Below are 20,913 nucleotides of genomic sequence, written 5' to 3'. Positions count from 1 at the left end.
TCGTTTATGACCATGAAATCCAGACTCCTCCTGGCGGCCGCACCTTTCGCACTGTCCGTATCGATCGTCGCACCGGCGAAGGCCGACGGCACGGTCGAGTGCAACAGCAATCCTTCACCCAATACCACCGAATGCGGCGTCGGCTCGACCGCCAGCGGGTCCCGCGCGACCGCTGTCGGGAATGAAGCGCTGGCTGCGGGGGACAGCAGCACCGCAACCGGACAGGATGCCGAGGCAACGGGCAATTCCAGCACCGCAACCGGACAAGGCAGCCGGGCAAGCGGCGCCAGCAGCATTGCGACCGGCGTGAACAGCCAGGCGACCGGATCGGCGAGCACCGCGACGGGATTTTCGAGTCTGGCGACGGCGGACGCAAGTACGGCCGACGGTTATCTGGCGACGGCGACGGGCAATTTCAGCAGCGCGCTCGGAAGCTACGCACAGGCATCCGGCCTCGGCGCGACGGCAACGGGTTCCGACAGCAAGGCCACGCAGTTGAGTTCCACCGCCAATGGCTGGTTCAGCCTTGCCACCGGGGTCGAAAGCACGGCGCTGGGCGCCTCCAGCTCGGCAACAAACACCGGCAGCACCGCGGTCGGCTTTGGCAGTTCGGCGAGCGGAATTGCCAGCACGGCGCTTGGCGGCCTGTTCAATAATGGCGTTGTCGAACGCAGCGCGCTGGCAAACAGCCTCTACAGCACCGCATTGGGCGCAGGCGCGCAAGCGACGGACACCCGCGCTACGGCCGTGGGCGTCGATGCGCAGGCGGGCGTATTATCGACCGCCACGGGTTTCGGATCACGTGCGACGGGCGATTTCAGCACCGCAATTGGCGATTCAGCCGTTGCGACCGGGTCCAATACGACGGCAGCTGGACGGGGAAGTGAAGCGAGCGGCTTTCGAAGCTCCGCCTTTGGCGCCTCAAGCTCGGCCCAAACGACGCACAGCATCGCCGTGGGATCCGGGAGTCAGGTATCGGGCGACGGCGGCACCGCGCTGGGCACCGATTCGATCGTGTCGGGAACGAACAGCGTCGCGCTGGGCGCAGGATCCGTGGCCGATCGCAACAACAGCGTCTCGATCGGCGGCCGACCGGTTGTCGGCGGAACCGTCGAGACGCGGCAGCTCACCAATCTTGCCGCCGGGACCGAAGCCACCGACGGCGTCAATGTCGCTCAGCTCAATGCCGCCGTGGCGGGCGTGGCCGGTAACTCGGCGGCTGCTCAGGTGACAGCCGATCAGGCCGTCGCGGAAAATGCGCAACAGGACGTCCGCATCACCGCCGCTCAAACGACGGCCGACGCAGCCGTCGTTCAGGTTGACGCGCTTGGCGCGAGCAGCGCGAACGCCCTTGGCGGCGGGTCGACCTACAACCCCGCCACGGGCGCTGTTTCCGCGCCAAGCTACATGATCGGCGGGCAGAATTATGCGAGCGTCGGATCGGCGTTCGATGCGGTCGACGACCGGCTGGACAGCCTCGACGCGCGTCTCGATGTGATCGGTGCCGCCAACGACCGCCGTTTCAGGCACGCCAATGGTGGCATTGCGGCCGCGATGGCAATGGGCGGAACGATGATCGTTCCCGACAGCACGGTTTCGATGAACTTCAACCTTGCGACCTTCCGCGGCGAGCAAGGCTTTTCGGGCGCGGTCGTCGTGCGGGCGACACCCCGGGTCTATATCTCGGGCGGCTTTGCGGGCTCGACCGTCAAGGGATCGTCCGGCGGCCGCGTGGGCGTTGCCTTCGGCTTCTGAGACATAATGGCATTGGTCGCCGGGCGGCAGCAACGGCCGGCGACCAGTCCCAAGCCCGATCGGATGAACGACCAAAGCCGGTGAACGGCGAAATGAAGTCAGGCGAGTTTTGGGAAACTTTGCTAAGCAGCCGGGGTGATAATGCGTCTGCCTCGGGGATCTGTCTGGTTCAAACCGGGAATTTCGTTGAGCGCGATCGTCGCGCTCGCCTTATCTCTTTCGGGATATTTCGACCCGTTGAGGGCCGAACCCGCTGCCCGGGCGAAATCTCCCGAAGCCGAGCAGGCATTTGCCGAGGGTCGCTATGCCGATGCATATACCCTCATCGACAAGGCGATCACGGATTGTGCGGTTCCGGCCGGCCAGCCCGATTATTGCCTTCACCTCCTTATGCTGGCGCCGACTTATGCCAGCGTGGCGGGCGATGCCGCGGCCAGCGAACGCCTTGCGCGTCAGGCCATTGCGATCGCGCAATCGCTTCCCGATGGTGGCGGAAAAGAGGATGAAGTCATCGGGCTTCTCTCGCTCGGCAATGCGGTGTTCGGGCAGGCCCGCATCGCTGAAGCCGAAACGATCGGCCGCAAAGCGCTGGCGCGGGCGGGTGATGTTTTCGGCGCAAAGCATATTATCACCGCCGGCGCACAGAACAGCCTGGCGCTGGTTCTGGATGCGCAGACCAAACATGGCGAGGCTGAACCGCTGCATCGCGCATCGATCGCCGGCATGGAGGCGGGGCTCGGCGCCAACGCCGCCAATTTGCCCACGCTGTACAACGGACTGGGGGCCAATCTGATCGAGCAGGCCCGGTATAAAGAGGCCGAGACGGTGTTGAGCGATGCCCTGCGTCTCGCGCAAAAGATAAATGGCGCGGATCATCCGATAACGTCGCTCAATCTCGGCAGCCTCGGGCGCATCAAGGAAATTCTCGGCAAATTCGACGAGGCCGAAAAACTCTATCAAAAGGCGTTCGACAATGATGTGGCCGCGCTCGGCCCGGCACATGCTCTGGTCGGCCGGGACCTGAGCAGTCTGGGCGCACTTTATTTGAGCCAGGGGCGCCTGTCCGAAGCCGAAGACCGGTTTCGCAAGGCGCTGGCGATCAGCGAGGAAAGCAGCGGTGCGTCCAGCCCGGCGGTCTCCAGCGATTTGGGCAATCTCGCCAGCACGCTCCTCTTTGCCGGGCGTGCTGCAGAGGGCGAGCCGCTGATCCGCCGCGCGATCGAAATCGACCGGGCGACCTTCGGCGACGAAAGCGCACGGGTCGCTGCCGACTACGCCGTCCTTGCCGGCAATCTGGAGGCACAGAAGCGCCTGACCGAAGCCGAACCCTTGCGGAAGCGGATCCTCGACATGAACCGCGCCCTTTATGGCGCGAACCACCCTGCGACGGCGGCGGCTCTCGCAAATCTGGCCGGCAATTTGTCCGCTCGCGGCCGCTATGATAGCGGCGAACCGTTGCTGCGGGAGGCGCTGGCCATCGAGGAACAGGTCATCGGGCGCGACAGCATTGCCGTCGCGCAGACATTGAACGTGCTGGGCGTGCTCGAAGCGCGAGCAGGACTGACGGATGAGGCCGAGGCGCTGTTCCGGCGAAGCCTCGCGATCCGCAAAGCCAGGCTGGGCGAGCGCCACCCCGACACGGCCACATCCTATAATAATCTGGCCGCCGTCCTCGACTTGCGGGACAAGCCGCGCGAGGCAGAAAGCCCGGCGCGGCGCGCGCTGGAAATCCGGAATGCGGTGCTCCCCGCGCTGCACCCCGATGTCGCAAGGAGCAAGATGACCCTCGCCCGGATCGTCGCGCGCAAGGCGGCTGGGCGGAGCGAGGCGATGGCGCTGGCGCGGGATGCGATGCATGTCGCGCGCGCCCGCCGCGGCCCCCTTCAGGGAAGCGAAGCGGGCAGCGATTTCGCCGAGCGAAGCGCACGCGCCCAAGGCGCCCGGGACCCCTTGAGCACGGCATTCTCCACCTTCCTCGGGCTCGCTGCATCCGCTGCCGAGGCGAGCCCGGCCGACGCCGCCGCCCTTCGCGACGAAGCCTTCCTCGCGGCGCAGGATCTGGAGGTGTCGCAGGCGGGTCTTGCCATGACCTTGACGGCCGCACGGAAAGCCGCCGGCGTTGGCCCGCTGGCCGAACTGGCCAGAAAGCAGCAGGATCTCGCCGCCCGGATACGCCTGCTCGATGCCAATGCGGTCGAGGCGATCGGCAAAGGCCTGGCGGACAAGGCACAGGCGCTCAGACAGGAAATCGCGGTTGCGTCGGCGCAGCTCGCGACAGCCGACGAACAACTGCGCCGCGATTATCCCGCCTACGCCTCATTGATCGCAACGCGCGCCATCCCGGCGGCCGAAGTGCAAAAGCTGTTGGCGGAGGACGAGGCATTGTTGATGATCGTCCCGGTTGACGACGACATCCACCTCTTTGCCCTTTCGGCCCAAGGTGCCGACTGGAAGCGTCTCGCCAAGAGCCGCGAAGGCGTGCGCGATCAGGTCGGAAAGCTGCGATGCGAGGTCGACCCGCAAACCTGCGGCTCGCATTCCGACGTCAGCGAAGACTATGATGCGGCGACCGCGCATGCGCTGTTCGCTTTGCTGATCGAACCAATGGACCATATCATCGGAGGGAAGAAGCGGCTCTTCGTGACCGCGTCGGGTCCGATTGCCGATCTGCCGCTCGATATGCTGATCACCAAGGCACCTTCGGGGAATCGCAAAGGTCCGGATGATCTGGCCAGCCTCCCATGGCTGGGCGACCGGCACGCCCTTGTCACCCTCCCGTCGATTTCGGCGTTCCGTGCCGGAGACAGGATAGCGCCGCCTGCGGATGGAAAAGCATTTGTGGGCTATGGCGATCCGATACTCGACGGCGCCTTCGGCAATTTTCCGCCGCTTGCGGGGACAAAGCGCGAGCTTCTGTCCTTGGCGGACGCCTTGGGGGCCGATCCGGCGACGGTTGTGATGGGGGCCGCCGCGACCGAAAAAGCGGTCCGCGCGGATCGACGGATCGGGACGGCAGCCGTTGTCGCTTTCGCCACCCATGGCCTGCTGCCGGGCGAGCTCGACGGACGCAACGAGCCGGGGCTCGTCCTGTCCTCTCCCGCCAAGGCAACCGCAGAGGATGACGGCCTGCTCAGCGCGTCGGAAGCCGCCGATCTCAACATGAATGCCGAATGGGTCATCCTGTCCGCCTGCAACACCGCCTCGGGCGAGCGGGGTTCCGACAGCCTGTCGGCACTGGCGCGTGCTTTCCTTTATGCAGGGGCGCAATCGCTGCTTGCGAGCCACTGGCGCGTCGCCGACGACGCGACGGCCGCCCTCACGCTGGAAATCATGGCGATCGCGAAAACGCACCCGGGCTGGAGCAGGGCAGAAGCCCGCCAGGCCGCCATCAAGGCGATCCGCACCGGAAAGCGCCCCGACGGCAGCATCGTCATCAACTGGAACCCGCACTGGGCGCATCCTTCCGCATGGGCGCCCTTCAGCCTGATCGCGGGGGACGATTAATCCACCACGCGCTGATTCCGGCCCCTATTTGGGCGCGCCGCTGTAACCGGCGGCTTTGCGCAGCTCCGCAGCATCCATCACATAGCCGTCGCTCACCACGGTCGCGACGCGGCGCAGCGCCCCCAGGTCGGTCGACGGATCGCCGTCCACCAAGACCATGTCGGCTTCCTTGCCGACCGCGATCGAACCGGTGCGCTTGTCGGCGCCGACCACCCGCGCGGGGATGATCGTTGCACTCTGCAAAGCCTCGGCGTTGCTGAATCCGGCCTGTCGATAGATTTCCAGTTCGCGGATCAGCTCGATCCCCCATCCGTCGGTGCCCGCGACGATCGGGACGCCGGCCTTGTGGAGCCTGCCCACCAGTTCGACCATCTTCGCATAGCTTTTGCGATAATCGTCGCGCGTCAGCCCTTCGACCAGCGGATAGCCGCCGCTGGTGAACACCGATCGTTCGATGACGGGGGAGATGATGCCCATATAGGGTGCGTAAGCCGGATGGGGCTTTCCGCCGTCCTGCGTGAGCATGCCTTCGAAGATGACGATCGTCGGATCGACGAGCGTTTTCTTTCGGGCGAGGTCTGCCACGAAACCGGACATCAGCGGCCCGTCGAGATCGACGTCCTTGAAGTAGCGCGCCGGCCCTTCCATCCGCTGCCGGGTATTCGCCTTGTCGATCACCTCTTTGGGCATCGCTTCCATCACCACGAAATTGAGGTGGGTGAGCTCGTCATAGCCCGCGGCCACGGCTTCGCTCGGCTTCATCGTCGCGGGCACATGGCCATGGACATGAAGGCCCAGCCGGTGCGCCTCGGCCGCAGCGGGAGCGATCCACGCCGGGTTCATCGAGGTATAGAATTTGACGCCCCACAAGCCGGCCGCCTTGACCCGGCGTACCGCGGCCACGGCTTCCTCGGCGCTGCTGACCACCTCGGCCCCCTGCGCGGCGAGCGGGTCCTTCTTGTCGATGATGACGGAGATGAAGGGCTCGCCCATCAGCAATTCGCCGGAAGCCCGGCGCTTCGTCGCCTCGACCGCGCGGTCAAAGGTCGTTCCGGGACTGCGAAAGCTGGTGATGCCGTTGGCGACGTTCGACAGCACGTCCCAATCGTCCCCGATATGAAGATGGCTGTCCCAGATGCCCGGGACCAGCGTCTTGCCGCTGCCATCGATCACCCGCGTCCCGGCAGGCGCTTTCAACGATCCGGCCGCACCGATGGCGGCGATCTTGCCATCGCGCGCCAGCACCGCCCTGCTCGCAAGAAACGCGCCCGTGTCGGCATCGAACAGCCGGACATTGTCGAACAGCACCGGCGCTCTCGCGGCGGGCGACAGGAAATGCTTCGCGATTCCGGCGACGGCATCGGCGGTGGCGGCGTCCTGCGCATCGCGAAGCTGTTTGAGCGCGCCCTCATATCCGGCCGGAATCACCGAGATAAAGCTGATGTCGGCGAAATAGCGCTTGTTCTCGTCCAGCCAGACGGGGCGCGGCGAAGGCAATATGCCGCTGATAAAGGCGAGCTGGACCTTTTTCGGACCACGCGGCCCCTGAATGGTCTGCGTCCCGCCAAAGGTCATCCGCCCCTTCCCGCTCGGCAGGAAATCGACCCCCGCCTCGCCCGCCGCAGCCAGCGCGTCGATCAGCGGGGCGCTCGCTATTCCGACGCCGCCCGCCGGAATATACCAGCCTCCCGCCGGCGCCTCGCCCGCATCGCTGGCCGTTTTCCACGTCGCGCGGCCGTTTGCGACCCGGAACTCCTCGGCCGCATCGCCCGACATGGTCACGCCGCGGATCGTCGTGGCGGTGATCGCGCCGCCCTCGCCAAAGCTGGTCACCTGATCCATCTCGGTGATCCAGCCGCGCAGTTCCTGCGACCATCGATAGGCGGTCCGGCCGTCGGCAAGCTGCCAGCGCCACTGGCTGCCATGATTGCCGGCTTCGGACACCACCACATAATGCACCGCATCGGCGGGCGGCTTCAGCAGTTCCTCTTTGGGAACCGGCATGGACTGGGCGACGGCGGCCGGCTCCTCATGGGCGCGGACGGGAACCGAAGCGGCGGAGGCCAACAGGGCGGCGATCAGAACCAGACGCATCATCTATCTCCCCAAGGGGCCAACGGCCGCAATCTGGTCGGTGGTAACGGGAATTGCCCGTTCGAAGCAAGCGCCCGCCATCGATTCCATTTTTCGCAATCAATCGGGCCCCGCCGCATTTCGCTTCGAATGACGAAGGCGAGGCGCTACGGGCGCAGGACCTTATCGAAACGGGATCTCGCATGTCGGCAAAACTCCTCGTCACCTTCCTGAAGCGCTATTTTCTGGAAAGTCCGGAAGATGCCCGGCCCGACAAGGCGCACCCCGGCGAAATCGCCGAACTCCTCCGCCCGCTGCTGACCCCGTATCAGGGCAAGAAGGGTGAGCGCATCTTCGCCCTCCCCTATGATCCGGCCAGCGAGATCCTCGTCGACGCGGCATTGGAAAAATGGGCGCAGTCGGCCGCACCCCGGCCGCCTGCAATGCCGCCCCTTGCCCAGCGCATATTCGTCGAGCGGCTGCGGCAATCCCTTATCGTCATTCAGGCCAAGGCGGACGCAGGCGAACAATTGCTCGTGCCGCCACGCGCCTTGCCGCCCCATCATCGCCGCGTGGCGGCCGCGCTGTTATGGCTCCACGAGATGGAGTTGCCCTATCCGGTCGAGGCCTGACCGGACCTCCCGAATCCCTTTTTCGGGCGCGGCGGGTCTGTTTCATTGGCGCGCCGCCGAATGCCCGCTACAGGCGGGCCATGCTTCGCCTGACCGAACTCGCATTGCCGCTGCACCATGCCGAGGAGGCACTGCCCGCCGCGATCTGCAAACGGCTGCGCATCAGTCCCCGCGAACTGCTGCGCCACGTCGTGGCACGGCGCGCGCATGATGCGCGCGACAAGACCAACATCAAACTCGTCTATTCGGTCGATGTGAATGTGAAGGACGAAGGCGCGGTGCTCGCGCGCTTTCGCAAGGACCGCAACGTCCAGCAAACCCCGAACACCAGCTATAAATTCATCATGCAGGCCCCGGCGGGGGTGAAGCGGCCCGTGGTCGTCGGCGCGGGGCCGTGCGGCCTGTTCGTGGGGCTGATCCTCGCGCAGATGGGATTTCGCCCGATCATCCTCGACCGGGGCAAGGTCGTTCGCGAACGCACGAAAGATACGTGGGACCTGTGGCGGCGCGGCGTGCTGCATCCGGAATCGAATGTCCAGTTCGGCGAGGGCGGCGCGGGCACTTTCTCCGACGGCAAGCTTTACAGCCGGATCAAGGACCCCCGGCACCTCGACCGCAAGGTGCTCACCGAATTCGTCAAGGCCGGCGCCCCGCCCGAAATCCTCACCGAGGCGCATCCGCATATCGGCACCTTCCGGCTGGTGACGATGGTCGAAAGCCTGCGCGAGACGATCGAGGGGCTGGGCGGCGAATATCGCTGGCAGCACAAGGTCGACGGGCTGGATATCGCCACCGACGGCGCGGGCGAACGCCGCGTGCAGGGCATTCACCTGAGCAATGGCGAATATCTGGAGGCAGACCGCGTCATCCTCGCCGTCGGCCACAGCGCGCGCGACACCTTCGCGATGCTCCATGCCGCGGGCGTCCATGTCGAGCCAAAGCCCTTTTCGATCGGCGTCCGCATCGAACATCCGCAATCATGGATCGACGCCTCGCGCTTCGGCGCCGACGCGGGCAATCCGATCCTCGGCGCCGCCGAATATCATATCTCGCACCACTGCAAGAACGGCCGCACCGTCTACAGCTTCTGCATGTGTCCCGGCGGCACCGTCGTCGCCGCAACCTCCGAGGAGGGCCGCGTCGCGACCAACGGCATGAGCCAATATTCGCGCAACGAACGCAACGCCAATTCGGGCTTCGTCGTCGCGATCGACCCCGCGCGCGACTATCCCGGCGACCCGCTCGCGGGCCTCGCCTTCCAGCGGCACTGGGAATCGCTCGCCTATGTCGCGGGCGGGTCGAACTATCGCGCGCCCGCGCAGCGCGTCGGCGATTTTCTGAAGGGGCGTCCGTCCACCTCGCTCGGCAGCGTCGTCCCCTCCTACCGCCCCGGCGTGACGCCGACCGACCTCGCGACATGCCTGCCCGATTTCGCGGTCGAGGCGATGCGCGAGGCGATCCCGGTCTTCGGACGCCAGATCCAAGGTTACGACCATCCCGACGTGGTGATGACCGGGGTCGAAACGCGCACCTCGTCGCCGGTGCGCTTCACCCGCGGCGACGATTTTCAAAGCCTGAACACCCGCGGGCTCTTCCCTGCCGGAGAGGGCGCGGGCTATGCCGGGGGCATATTGTCGGCGGCGGTCGATGGCATCAAGGTCGCCGAGGCAGTCGCGCAAAGCCTGAAGCCATGACGCTGATCCTGTTCAACAAACCCTTTGACGTGCTCTGCCAGTTCACCGATCGCGGCACGGCGGGATCGACGCGGCAAACCTTGTCCGACTTCATCGACGTGCCCGGCGTCTATCCGGCGGGACGGCTCGACCTCGACAGCGAAGGCCTGCTGCTGCTGACCGACGACGGCCGGCTGCAGGCGCGGATATCCGATCCCAAATACAAAATGCCCAAAACCTATCTGGCGCAGGTCGAGGGCGATGTGGACGATGCCGCGCTGGCGATGCTGCGAAGCGGCGTCCAACTCAAGGACGGGCCGACGCGCCCTGCCGAGGCAGAACGCATCGACGACCCCCGGCTATGGCCGCGCGACCCGCCGATCCGCGTCCGCAAGAGCGTGCCCGATTGCTGGATCAGGCTGACGATCACGGAGGGCCGCAACCGTCAGGTGCGCCGCATGACCGCCGCCGTCGGCCATCCGACATTGCGGCTGGTCCGCTGGGGCATCGGCCCCTGGACGCTCGATGGCGTGCCGCCCGGGCAATGGCTGCCCGGTTCGGCGTAAATCTATTGGGCGCGGGGCCGGAGCGGCGAAATCTCCTCGCCGCTCAATTCGATGATCTTCTTGAGGATCCGCTTGCCTTCGGCAATTTCGCTTGCCGAAAAATGTTCCAGTAAATCATCCTCATAGGCCTTGGCGACCGACAGGATTTCCAGGAAATCCTCCCGTGCCTGCTCGCTCGGCCCATAGCTGCCATCCTGTTCGACGAGCAAATTCTTGCCAACCATCGCGTCGAGCCGGGCCTGATCGGGATCATGGCCGGTATGCCGCAGCGCGGCCTGCAAATAATCGAGCGTCACCGGACCGTTGATCGCGGCCGCCGATATGGTGAAATATTCCACCTGATCGAGCCCGAGTTCGGCAAGCTTCTCCCATGTCGGACGCGACGTCTGGAAATGCGAGCGCGACAAAAGATAGAGGAAGAAATCCTCTGTAAATCGCCCCTGCTCCAGTTCGACCCCCGATGTGCTTTCGGCGGCGACCTTCGGCCGCGATTCCGCATATTTTCCGGCGTGAAACAACAAGGGGGCATGATCGCGATGATCGAACGCCACCACTTCGCCGACGAAAATAATATGGTCGCCGCCTTCATATTGATGGACGGTCTTGCATTCGAACTTGGCGGAATATTCCTGCAGAACCGGCGACCCCAAAGTCCCCGCCTCCCACAGCACATCCTGAAACTTGTCTTCGCCGGGCCGCGCAAAACGGTTGGACAAAAGCTCCTGATCGCAACTCAGAACATGGATCGCAAAATGTCCGCTATCGCGAAACGCCGTCAGCGATTGCGAGGTTTTGGCCAGCGACCACAGGACCAGCGGCGGATTGAGCGAAACCGAATTGAAACTGCTGGCGGTGACGCCGACAGGGCTATCCGAGTCCAATGCCGTCGTAACGACGGTGACCCCGGTTGCAAAACTGCCCAATGCGTTCCGGAATTCGAGCGTGCTAAAACCATCCTGATTCATCACGGAAAACGTTAGCATATCCGGAAAATCAACGGAACAGGTTTCGGCGGGGCGGATGACCATTTACAGCGGAAAGCCGCCAATCCATTCGAGGATCGCGCACCCCGGAAAGCAGCTCCCAGAACGGAATCCCTCCTTCCTTAACGGTTCTAACGCAAATTCTCACGAACCATAACGGGAATTTCTGCGGTCGATCCAGCATCCCTTCCAGACGAAGGAATGACCCGCCAGCGTTCGGATATCTCGACCCGGTCGAAAATATGGCCCCCCTGCGTGACCAGCACTGCGCCGATGCTCGCGCAAAGAAAGGCAGCGGCAGCGAGCGCGACTGCCCACACCCCGGGATCGGTATGGCTTTGCGTCAGATGGAGCGCCGCGAGCTGCCGGGCCGCAAGCCAGGCGAGGCCCCAAAGCGCCGCGCCGATAAGGCGCAATCCGATGTCGGTTCGTCTGTCTTGATGGTGCTGCCACATGCTACATTCCTCGATGTAGCCAACCAGCTATGCCCCCACGCGTAGCAATTCGAGAGCGATTTCAGGCGTCGGCATAGTCTTTGCGTAAAGCCCGGCCACTCGTTCGGGCGCGCGCCCGGTCAGTGGTCCCCGAGCAACCGGTAACCGACGCCCAGCTCATTGGCGATCACGCTGCCCACCGCGCCGGGCGCCTCGATCTTCTGCCGCAGATTGCGGATGACGATGCGCAGATATTCGACCGGAGCCTCTTCGGGGCCAGTCCACGCCGCCGCAAGGATGCGCTGATGCGTCACGACGCGCCCGACATTGGCGGCGAGCAGCGCCAGCACGTCATGCTCCTTGCGCGTCAGATGCGCCTCGACCCCGCCGCGCCGCGCGATACGCTGGTCGAGGTCGACCTCCAGATCGCCCTTGCGAAAGATTTTGGGCGCGGTTTCGGACACCCCGCGATGGCGCAGCGCGACGCGCAGCCGCGCGAGCAATTCCTCGCCGTCGAACGGCTTGGTGACATAATCGGCGGCGCCAAGGTCGAGCGCCGCGACCTTCTGATCGGTCGCATCGCGCGCCGACACGACGAGGATGACGGTATCGCCCTCCTTCTTGAGCAGGGGTACAAGCTCCAGCCCGTCGCGGTCGGGCAGACCAAGGTCGAGCAGCACCGCATTGGGCCGTTCGGCCGCCGCCATCGCAAGCGCGCTGCGCCCGTCCATCGCCTCGATCACCTGATGCCCCGCGCGTTCGAGCGTGTTGCGCAGCAGGCGCCGGATCGACTGTTCGTCGTCGACGACAAGGATTTTGGCGGACATCAGATTTCACTTTCCGGGGAGCTGTTGCGCAGGATGAGCGCGGAAGGGAAACACAGGCTGAAGCGCGCGCCGGCGCCGTCGGTGCGGTTGGCGGCCTCGACCGTCATCCCCATCGCTTCCGAAAAAGCCTTCACAATCGCGAGCCCCAGCCCGGTGCCCCCGACCGCGCGATCGGACCCTTCGAAGCGGCGAAATGTCTCGAACACCTCGGCCTCGCGCCCCGGCGGCAGGCCCGGCCCCTGATCGATCACCGACAGCTTGAGCATACCAAAGCTGTGCGTCGCCTCGATCAGGATCGGCGTCCCCGGATCGGCATAGCGCCCCGCATTGTCGAGCAGGTTGAGCAGGCAGTGATGGAGCAGCTGTTGATCGACCTTGACCAGCGGCATCGCGGGCGGAACCGCCAGCTCGATCGCATGCCCCTCGAGCGAGCGCCGTGCGTCGTGCGCCGCCCCCGCGACGGCATCGGTCAGGTCGACTGCCTCGACCTTGAGGTTGAGCGCCCCCGCCTCGACCCGCGCCATGTCGAGCAGATTGGCGACGAAGCGGTTGAGCCGCGCCGCCTCGCTCTCGATCGTCGCGATCAGTTCGGGGGTCGTCCCGTGGTGGAGTTCGGCCGCCGCCGCCATCACCGCGGTCAGCGGCGTGCGCAGGTCGTGGCTGACCGACGAGAGCAGGGCCGCGCGCAGCCGGTCGCGGGTCCGAACCGCCTCGACATCGCGCATATCCTCCTCGAGCCGCAATCGTTCGAGCGCGAGCGCCGCCTGATCGACCAGGCTGGTGAGCAACGGCAGCTGATCGGGACGCAGCGGATCGCCGCCGTCGTCTTTCGACAGACCGAGGACGCCCTGCACCTTGTCGCCCGCACGCAGCGGCTGGAAATACCAGTCCGACGCCGCCAGCGTCCCCGACCCCTTGCCGGTCGGCGCGCTATTGTCATACGCCCATTGCGCCGCCGCCATTTCCATCGTTTCGAGCCGGAAATCCATGCCGCTGGCCGCCTGAACGACCAGCCCCGACCCGTTCGGCACCAGCACGACAGTCCGCGTATCGAACAGCCGCGCAATATCCTCGCAGATCGTGCGCGCCAGTTCGACCGGGTCGCCGATCGGGGTCAGCCGACGCAGAAAGCCCGCGAGCGCGGCGTTGGTCCGCGCGCTCGCCGCCGCCATGTCGGCCTGCGCCCGCACCCGCGAGGTAAGCTGGCTGGTCAGCGCCGCGACGCCGAGCAGGACGAGGATCGAGATGATATTCTCGGGATTGTTGACCGTCAGCGTGCCCGTCGGCGGCAAGAAAAAGAAATTATAGGCAAGGCTGGAGGCGAGCCCCGCGAACAACCCGGTGCGCAGCCCGAACAATGTCGCCGCCGCCATCACCGGCAACAGATAGAGCAGCGCGACATTGCCGAGATCGAGAATATGGAACAGCGCGCTCGCCGCCGCGGTGACCCCCGCGACCATGAGCGCGGTCCACATATAGCCGCGCCGCGACCCCCACGGCCCGCGCGCGATGCCCAAGCGCGCGGGTGGGTCGGCGGCGACATCGAGCGGCAGGACATGCACCGCCACCCCCGGCGTCTCGCGCACAAGGCGGTCGACGACCGACCCATGGCGCAGCTCGAACAGACGCGATCGGTGGGTCTTGCCGACGATCAGCTGGGTCGCGCGGGCATCGGCGAGAAACGCCTTCAGCCCGTCGACGATCGATGTCGCGGGCACCGTCGCGACGGTGCCGCCCAGCCGCGTTACGAGGTTCATGACGGCGGCGAGGCTGCGATGCTCGGCCTCGCCGAACGACTGGGCGCGCTGCGTCTCGATATAGACCGCGGTCCACGGCGCATGGAGCGCGTCGGCGCTTCGTTTGGCGGCGCGGACCAGCCCGTCGGCACCCGGAAGCTCGTTGATCGCGACGACGATCCGCTCGCCGCCAGCCCATGTCCCGCCGACGCCGAGCGCGCGGACATGATCGAGCATCTGGGCATCGACCGCCTGCGCCGCACGCCGCAGCGCCAGTTCGCGGAGCGCCGAGAGGTTGGATTTGGAGAAGAAATGCGACAGCGCGCGCGTCGCTTCCTGCGGCAGATAGACTTTGCCCGCCTTCAGTCGCTCGATCAGCTCGTCGGGCGGAATATCGACGACCTCGATCTCGGCCTGCTCGAGAATGCTATCGGGCACGGTTTCGCGGACACGGACGCGGGTGAAGGACGCGACGACGTCGTTCAGGCTTTCGATATGCTGGATATTGAGGGTCGAATAGACGTCGATCCCCGCATCGAGCAATTCCTCGACATCCTGATAGCGTTTGGGGTGACGGCTGCCCGGCGCATTGGTGTGGGCGAGTTCATCGACGAGAACGAGGCGGGGCGCGCGTTCGAGCACCGCATCGATATCCATTTCGTGGAGCGTACGGCCCTCATAGGACACCGCGCGGCGCGCGACGATCTCATGCCCGCGAACCAGCGCCTCGGTCTCGGCGCGGCCGTGGGTTTCGACGACGCCGATCACGACATCGACGCCGTCGCGGGCCCGCGCGGCGCCATCGGTCAGCATCTCGTAAGTCTTGCCGACCCCGGGGGCGGCGCCCAGAAAAATCTTCAAGCGCCCCCGGCCCTCCTGCGACGCCTGCCGCAGGAGGGCTTCGGGATCGGGGCGATCTGTCTCGCCCGCCCTCACTGACCCCGGCCGGCCCCGAAGCGGTCGAGCGCTTGATTGAGCGCAAGGACGTTGACGCGATCCTCACCGAGGAAACCGAGCATCGGGCCTTTCGTCTCCGCCGCGACGAGCGCACGGATACGGCTCTCGGGCAGTCCACGCACCTTCGCGATGCGCGGCGCCTGCGCCAGCGCCGCGGCGGGCGACAGGTCGGGGTCGAGCCCCGAACCGCTGGCTGTGACGAGATCGGCCGGAACATCGCCGGTCACGCCTTCGGCCTGCCGCTTTTCGACGTCGGCCTTGACCCGCTCGCTCAGCGCCGCGGCCGTCGGGCCGAGGTTCGAGCCCGACGATGCGAGCCCGTCATAACCGTCGCCCGCCGCCGAAGGCCGGGTCTGGAAATATCGGTCGGAGGTGAAGGCCTGCCCGACGACGGTCGAGCCAATGACCTTGCCGCCGGAATCGCGGATCAGGCTGCCATTGGCCTGGGCGGGGAACAGGGCCTGTCCGATACCGGTCATCGCAAGAGGATAGCCGATGCCGAGCAGGATGGCGAACAGGATCGTCATGACGATCGCGGGTCGCAGTGCGGATGTGAATTCGTTGCCCATGGCTATGCTCCCTCAGGCGAGACCAAGGCCGCCAACGGCCAGGTCGATCAGTTTGATGCCGATAAACGGCGCGACAAGCCCGCCCAGCCCATAGACGGCAAGGTTGCGGGTGAGCAGCGGCCCGGCCCCCATCGGCTTGTAGGTGACGCCGCGCAGCGCAAGCGGGACGAGCAGCGGGATGATGAGGGCGTTGAAGATGATCGCCGACAGGATCGCGCTTTCGGGGCTCCCCAGTCCCATGACGTTGAGCACACCCAGCCCCGGATAGAGGACGACGAACATCGCGGGGATGATCGCGAAATATTTGGCGACGTCGTTCGCGACCGAAAAGGTGGTAAGCGCGCCGCGGGTCATCAGCAATTGCTTGCCCAGCCCGACCACCTCGATCAGCTTGGTCGGGTCGCTGTCGAGGTCGACCATATTGCCCGCCTCGCGCGCCGCCTGCGTCCCGGTGTTCATCGCGACCCCGACGTCGGCCTGCGCCAGCGCGGGCGCGTCGTTGGTGCCGTCGCCGCACATCGCGACGAGCCGCCCGCCCTGCTGTTCCTTGCGGATCAGCTCCAGCTTGTCCTCGGGTGTTGCCTGCGCGAGGAAATCGTCGACCCCGGCTTCGGCGGCAATCGCGGCGGCGGTCAGCGGGTTGTCGCCGGTGATCATCACCGTGCGAATGCCCATCTGGCGCAGTTCGCCGAACCGTTCGCGGATCCCCGCCTTGACGATATCCTTCAGGAAGATCGCGCCCAGCAGCTTGCCGTCGACCGCCACCGCGAGCGGGGTGCCGCCCCCACGCGCAATCTCGTCGGTAATCCGGCGGAGTTCGGTCGCGGCGGCGGTTTCCTCGACCCCCGGATTGGCCTTGAACACCGAATCGACGGCGCCCTTCTGGATGGTCGACGGGCCGATTTTGACCCCCGAGATGCGCGTCTGCGCGGTAAAGGGGATGACTTCGGCGCCCGATGGCAGCGCCTCGGTCGCGACGTGGAAGCGTTCGCGCGCCAGAACGACGATCGAGCGGCCCTCGGGCGTTTCGTCGGCAAGGCTCGCGAGCAACGCCGCTTCGGCGAGTTCGCCGGGCTGGACGCCGCCGACCGGACGGAACTCGCTCGCCTGCCGGTCGCCGATCGTGATCGTTCCGGTCTTGTCGAGCAGCAGCACGTCGATATCGCCCGCCGCCTCGACCGCACGGCCCGATTTGGCGAGGACATTGAAACGCACGAGCCGGTCCATCCCCGCGATCCCGATCGCCGACAGCAAAGCCGCGATCGTCGTCGGGATCAGCGTGATGAGCAGCGCGGCGAGGATGCTGACGGGGATGGCCCCGCCGGCATAGGAGGCGAAACCGGGGATGGTGCCGACCGCAATCAGGAAGATGATCGTCAGGCCGACGAGCAACAGGGTCAGCGCAATCTCGTTCGGCGTCTTCTGCCGTTCGGCGCCCTCGACCAGCGCGATCATCCGGTCGAGAAAGCCTTGCCCCGGATTGACCGTCACCCGCACCCGGATCTCGTCCGAAATGACGCGCGTGCCCGCGGTGACCGCCGAGCGATCGCCGCCCGCCTCGCGGATCACCGGCGCGCTTTCGCCGGTGATCGCCGCCTCGTTGACCGACGCCACGCCCAGCACGACTTCGCCGTCCGACGGAATAAGGTCGCCGGTTTCGACGAGGACGATGTCGCCGATCTTCAGCGCGCTCGCGGGGACATTTTCGACCTGCCGGGCGTCGCCGCCCTTAAACCGCTTGGCGGTCAGCTCGGCCTTGGCGGCGCGCAGCGAGGCGGCTTGCGCCTTGCCGCGCCCCTCGGCCAGCGCCTCGGCAAAGGTGCCGAACAACACCGTCAGCCAGAGCCAGACGACGAGTTGCAGCTTGAAGCCGGTCGCAAGGCCGTCCTGCCCGACAACGAGCAATATGGTCAGCAGCACCGCGACGACGGCGGTCGTGAACATCACCGGATTGCGGATCAGCTCTTTGGGGTTGAGTTTGCGGAATGCGTCACCGATCGCCGGAACGATCAGATCGGCGGTGAACAGCGATTTTGTGTCTGCGCGTGCCATGTCGGCTCCCCGCTTAGAAGGTTTGGCCGCTGATCATCGCGAGATGATCGGCGATGGGACCGAGCGCGAGGCTCGGCAGGAAGGTCAGGCCGCCCAGAATCAGGATGATCCCGACCAGCAGGCCGACCCAGAGGCCGCCCGTGGTCGGGAAGGACCCGGCGCTTTCGGGCGTATATTTCTTCGCCGCGAGGCTGCCGGCGATCGCCAGCATCGGCACGATGATGAAGAAACGGCCCAGCCACATCGCCACCCCGAGCAAGCCGTTGTACCAGGGCGTGTTCGCGGTCAGACCGGCAAAGGCCGACCCGTTGTTCGCGACCGCCGAGGTGAAGGCGTAAAGTATCTCGGAAAAGCCATGCGGCCCCTTATTGAGCGGCCCGGCCAGCCCCGCCTCGGCCACCGACGACAATGCGGTGAGGCCAAGGATGGTGAGCGGCAGGATGGCGATCGCCAGCACCGCGAGCTTCACTTCGCGCGCCTCGATCTTCTTGCCGACATATTCCGGCGTCCGGCCGACCATCAGCCCCGCGATGAACACTGCAAGGATGGCGAAGAGCAGGAAGCCATAGATGCCCGCGCCGACGCCGCCGATGACGACCTCGCCCAGCTGCATGTTGAACAGCGGGATCATGCCGCCAAGCGCGGTGAAGCTGTCGTGCATCGCATTGACCGCGCCGCACGACGCGGCGGTGGTGACGACCGCGTAGAGCGCCGATGCGGCAATGCCGAAACGGACCTCCTTGCCCTCCATATTGCCGCCCGCGACACCCAGTTGATGCAGGATCGGGTTGCCCGCGGCTTCCTGCCAATAGGTGACCGTGACCCCGGCGACGAACAGGATGAGCATCGCCGACAGGATCGCCCAGCCCTGCCGCGTGTTGCCGACGGCCTTGCCGAAGGTCCATGTCAGGCCGAAACCGATGACGAAGATCGACAGCATTTGCACAAGGTTGGTCAGCGCATTGGGGTTTTCGAACGGATGCGCGCTGTTGGCGTTGAAGAAACCGCCGCCGTTGGTGCCGAGCAGCTTGATCGCTTCCTGACTTGCGACCGGACCAAGCAGAAGCGTCTGTCTGGCGCCCTCGAGCGTCGAGACATCGACCACCCCCGCCAGCGTCTGCGGCACGCCGCTCGCGATATAGAAAAGCGTCAGCAGCACGCAGATCGGCAACAGCAGATAGAGCGTCACGCGCGTCGCATCGGCCCAGAAATTGCCGATTGTCGCCGCCGACCGCCGCGCAAAGCCCCGGAACAGCGCAAAGGCGAGCGCGATGCCGGTCGCCGCCGACAGGAAGTTGTGGATCGTCAGCCCCAGCATCTGGCTGAGGTTCGACATCGTCGCCTCGCCGCCATAGCTTTGCCAGTTGGTGTTGGCGGCGAAGCTGATCGCGGTGTTGAACGACAGATGCTCGCCGACCCCGGGCAATCCCTGAGGATTGCCGGGAAGCACGCCCTGAAGCCGCAGCACGGCATAGGTGAACATCAGCAGCACGAAGTTGAAGATCAGCATGTGCACCGCATAGCGGCGCCAGCTCTGCTCGGCGTCGGGATCGATCCCCGCGAGCTTGTAAAAGCCGCGCTCGACGGGGCCGAGTAGCGCATGAAGCGGGGTGCGTCGCCCTTCATAGAGCGCGAACAGCCACATGCCGACCGGTTTGGTCAGCGCGAGCAATATGCCGATGAAGGCGAAGATGAGGATCCATCCCTGAAGGGTCATGGCGCCGCCCCTTTCTAGAAGCGTTCGGGGCGGATCAGCACCGCCACGAGATAGAGGAGAAGACCGGCCGCGGTGATCGCGGCGAGCCAGAGGTCGATGGTCATGACGTCACCTCACGCATGGTCGCACAGGCGGATGTAAGCGAGCGTCGCCGCCAGCAGTCCGGCCAGTATCGGAATCCAGAGCAGATCCTGCATCGTCGTTCCTTCCTAGAAAGCGGCGGTCAGCGACACGACGACCGCCGCGTCGGCGATCGATCCGGTGCCGTCCTGACCCTTGCTGAAGCCGGGCTGGAGCGTCGCGGCTTTGGCGGCTGAAATGTCGGTATCGACATAGCTGACGCCCAGCGTCAGATTGCGCCACGTCGCATCGGCGCCGATCGACCAGTCCCAATAATCGCCTGTCGGGGTCAGCGCGGTTCCGTTGGGACCAAGCCCGTCATGGCCCGAGCTATGCCCGATATGCGCCTTGGCCGTGAACGGGGTTCCCGCGATCGCCATCGCGGCATCGCCCCAGACATAAAGGTTATCCTCTTTGTCGCCGGGGCGATTATAAACGCCGGCCGCCGCGTCGGCGCCGCTATCATACCAGCGGCCCAGCGCCTGCTGCTTCGGGGCATAGGCCGCGCCCGCGGTCAGCGTCGCAGGCCCGGCGGTGCCGGTCAGTTTGACATAGGGTTCAGCGAAATCGCTTTTGTCGGCGCCGCCCGGATACATATACCAGGTCAGCCCGACATCGAGCGTGGCATTGTCCGACAGCTTCGCCTTGTACCCCCCGATCAGGTCGAGCTCCATATTGGCGCCGCCGAAAGTGCCCCAGCTCGACAGGTTCGACGCCCACGCCCCGGCGTAAAAGCCGCTTTCGTGGGTCAGCGTCACCCCGCCCTGAACCGCCATATTCTCGTCGGTCTGCGACACGCCGCGAAAGCGATAGTCGGAGGCAAGCGCCGCCGATCCGCTGACGACGACCGCAGGCGTATTTTCTTCGGATTGCGCACAGGCAGGCGCCGCAGCGAAGCCCGCGAGGCCGATCATCGGTACAAACAGAAATTTGTGCATAAGTCCCCCATTCGCCATTCCGGCGCCGCCAATCGGCGCGGAATGCGAATCTTGAGGGGGCTCAATTAGGTGGGGCGGGCATTTTTATTCGAGAGCGAATTCAGCCATCCGCATATGTTTTCCATATGCAGATGCGATTATTGTCGGCGTGCATCATGTCGCTAGCACCCGTCCGGCCAGAGACAGAAGATAACATCCTCCCCCTCGTCATTCCCGCGAACGCGGGAATCCAGCTTTCTTTCCCCTTCTTCGTGCCTTTGCGCCTTTGCGTGAGATTTCTTTTTTTTCACGCAAAGGCGCAAAGGCACGAAGAAAAAGCTATCCCGTCGCCCCCGCGAAGGCGGGGGCCGCTGGCAAGCTTGCGCACCACCGATAGC

15 protein-coding genes are annotated in these 20,913 nt (G+C 65.5%); 5 read left to right on the top strand and 10 right to left on the bottom strand.

The window, feature by feature from the left end; all coding sequences use genetic code 11:
* The first annotated feature begins 6 nt into the window (after positions 1-6).
* Positions 7-1,755: a hypothetical protein gene (locus ACSYDV_RS10990; protein ID WP_438323854.1), complete on the top strand. Its 1,749-nt coding sequence runs from the start codon at positions 7-9 to the stop codon at positions 1,753-1,755.
* Positions 1,756-1,941: 186 nt separating this feature from the next.
* A complete protein-coding gene (locus tag ACSYDV_RS10985; protein WP_438323853.1) occupies positions 1,942-5,259 on the top strand; it encodes a CHAT domain-containing tetratricopeptide repeat protein in 3,318 nt (1,105 codons plus the stop codon).
* Positions 5,260-5,283: 24 nt separating this feature from the next.
* Here the strand turns inward: ACSYDV_RS10985 and ACSYDV_RS10980 are convergent, their stop codons facing one another.
* A complete protein-coding gene (locus ACSYDV_RS10980; RefSeq protein WP_438323852.1) occupies positions 5,284-7,356 on the bottom strand; it encodes an amidohydrolase family protein in 2,073 nt (690 codons plus the stop codon).
* A 179-nt stretch (positions 7,357-7,535) separates the two neighbouring features.
* Between ACSYDV_RS10980 and ACSYDV_RS10975 the strand changes: the two genes are divergently transcribed.
* The 3 genes from ACSYDV_RS10975 to ACSYDV_RS10965 all read left to right on the top strand — a co-directional run bounded on the left by ACSYDV_RS10975 (position 7,536) and on the right by ACSYDV_RS10965 (position 10,203).
* Positions 7,536-7,964, top strand: a complete 429-nt coding sequence (locus ACSYDV_RS10975; RefSeq protein WP_438323851.1) for a hypothetical protein — start codon at positions 7,536-7,538, stop codon at positions 7,962-7,964.
* 80 nt (positions 7,965-8,044) lie between these two features.
* On the top strand, positions 8,045-9,658 hold the full coding sequence (locus ACSYDV_RS10970; protein ID WP_438323850.1) for an NAD(P)/FAD-dependent oxidoreductase: 1,614 nt from the start codon (positions 8,045-8,047) through the stop codon (positions 9,656-9,658).
* The gene (locus ACSYDV_RS10965; protein WP_438323849.1) at positions 9,655-10,203 is read left to right on the top strand and encodes a pseudouridine synthase; all 549 of its coding nucleotides are present in this window, start codon (positions 9,655-9,657) and stop codon (positions 10,201-10,203) included. The genes ACSYDV_RS10970 and ACSYDV_RS10965 overlap by 4 nt, the downstream gene beginning before the upstream one ends.
* A gap of 2 nt (positions 10,204-10,205) precedes the next feature.
* On the opposite strand, the gene ACSYDV_RS10960 is transcribed toward ACSYDV_RS10965, so the two are convergent.
* The 9 genes from ACSYDV_RS10960 to ACSYDV_RS10920 form a co-directional block, all read right to left on the bottom strand.
* Positions 10,206-11,186, bottom strand: coding sequence for a flavin reductase (locus ACSYDV_RS10960; protein WP_438323848.1), 981 nt, complete (start codon positions 11,184-11,186; stop codon positions 10,206-10,208).
* Between the two features lie 131 nt (positions 11,187-11,317).
* Entirely contained in the window at positions 11,318-11,641 is a 324-nt protein-coding gene (locus tag ACSYDV_RS10955; RefSeq protein ID WP_438323847.1) for a hypothetical protein, read from the bottom strand.
* Between the two features lie 119 nt (positions 11,642-11,760).
* Positions 11,761-12,447: a response regulator transcription factor gene (locus ACSYDV_RS10950; protein ID WP_438323846.1), complete on the bottom strand. Its 687-nt coding sequence runs from the start codon at positions 12,445-12,447 to the stop codon at positions 11,761-11,763.
* Positions 12,447-15,044, bottom strand: a complete 2,598-nt coding sequence (locus ACSYDV_RS10945; protein ID WP_438323845.1) for a DUF4118 domain-containing protein — start codon at positions 15,042-15,044, stop codon at positions 12,447-12,449. Before ACSYDV_RS10945 ends, ACSYDV_RS10950 begins: the two co-directional genes overlap by 1 nt.
* Before the next feature lie 71 nt (positions 15,045-15,115).
* Positions 15,116-15,709 (bottom strand): potassium-transporting ATPase subunit KdpC, encoded by a 594-nt coding sequence (kdpC, locus tag ACSYDV_RS10940; RefSeq protein WP_438323844.1) that lies wholly within the window; start codon positions 15,707-15,709, stop codon positions 15,116-15,118.
* A gap of 12 nt (positions 15,710-15,721) precedes the next feature.
* The gene (kdpB, locus tag ACSYDV_RS10935; RefSeq protein ID WP_438323843.1) at positions 15,722-17,761 is read right to left on the bottom strand and encodes a potassium-transporting ATPase subunit KdpB; all 2,040 of its coding nucleotides are present in this window, start codon (positions 17,759-17,761) and stop codon (positions 15,722-15,724) included.
* Between the two features lie 13 nt (positions 17,762-17,774).
* On the bottom strand, positions 17,775-19,478 hold the full coding sequence (gene kdpA / locus ACSYDV_RS10930) for a potassium-transporting ATPase subunit KdpA (RefSeq protein WP_438323842.1): 1,704 nt from the start codon (positions 19,476-19,478) through the stop codon (positions 17,775-17,777).
* A 14-nt stretch (positions 19,479-19,492) separates the two neighbouring features.
* Entirely contained in the window at positions 19,493-19,582 is a 90-nt protein-coding gene (gene kdpF, locus ACSYDV_RS10925) for a K(+)-transporting ATPase subunit F (RefSeq protein WP_438323841.1), read from the bottom strand.
* Between the two features lie 105 nt (positions 19,583-19,687).
* On the bottom strand, positions 19,688-20,536 hold the full coding sequence (locus ACSYDV_RS10920) for a TorF family putative porin (protein WP_438323840.1): 849 nt from the start codon (positions 20,534-20,536) through the stop codon (positions 19,688-19,690).
* Positions 20,537-20,913: the final 377 nt, after the last annotated feature.

Origin of the sequence: Sphingopyxis selenitireducens (genome assembly GCF_051550705.1) — a bacterium.
Lineage (GTDB): Bacteria > Pseudomonadota > Alphaproteobacteria > Sphingomonadales > Sphingomonadaceae > Sphingopyxis.
The sequence above is the reverse complement of the archived record's forward strand: the minus strand, read 5'-3'. Positions and strand labels throughout refer to the sequence as shown.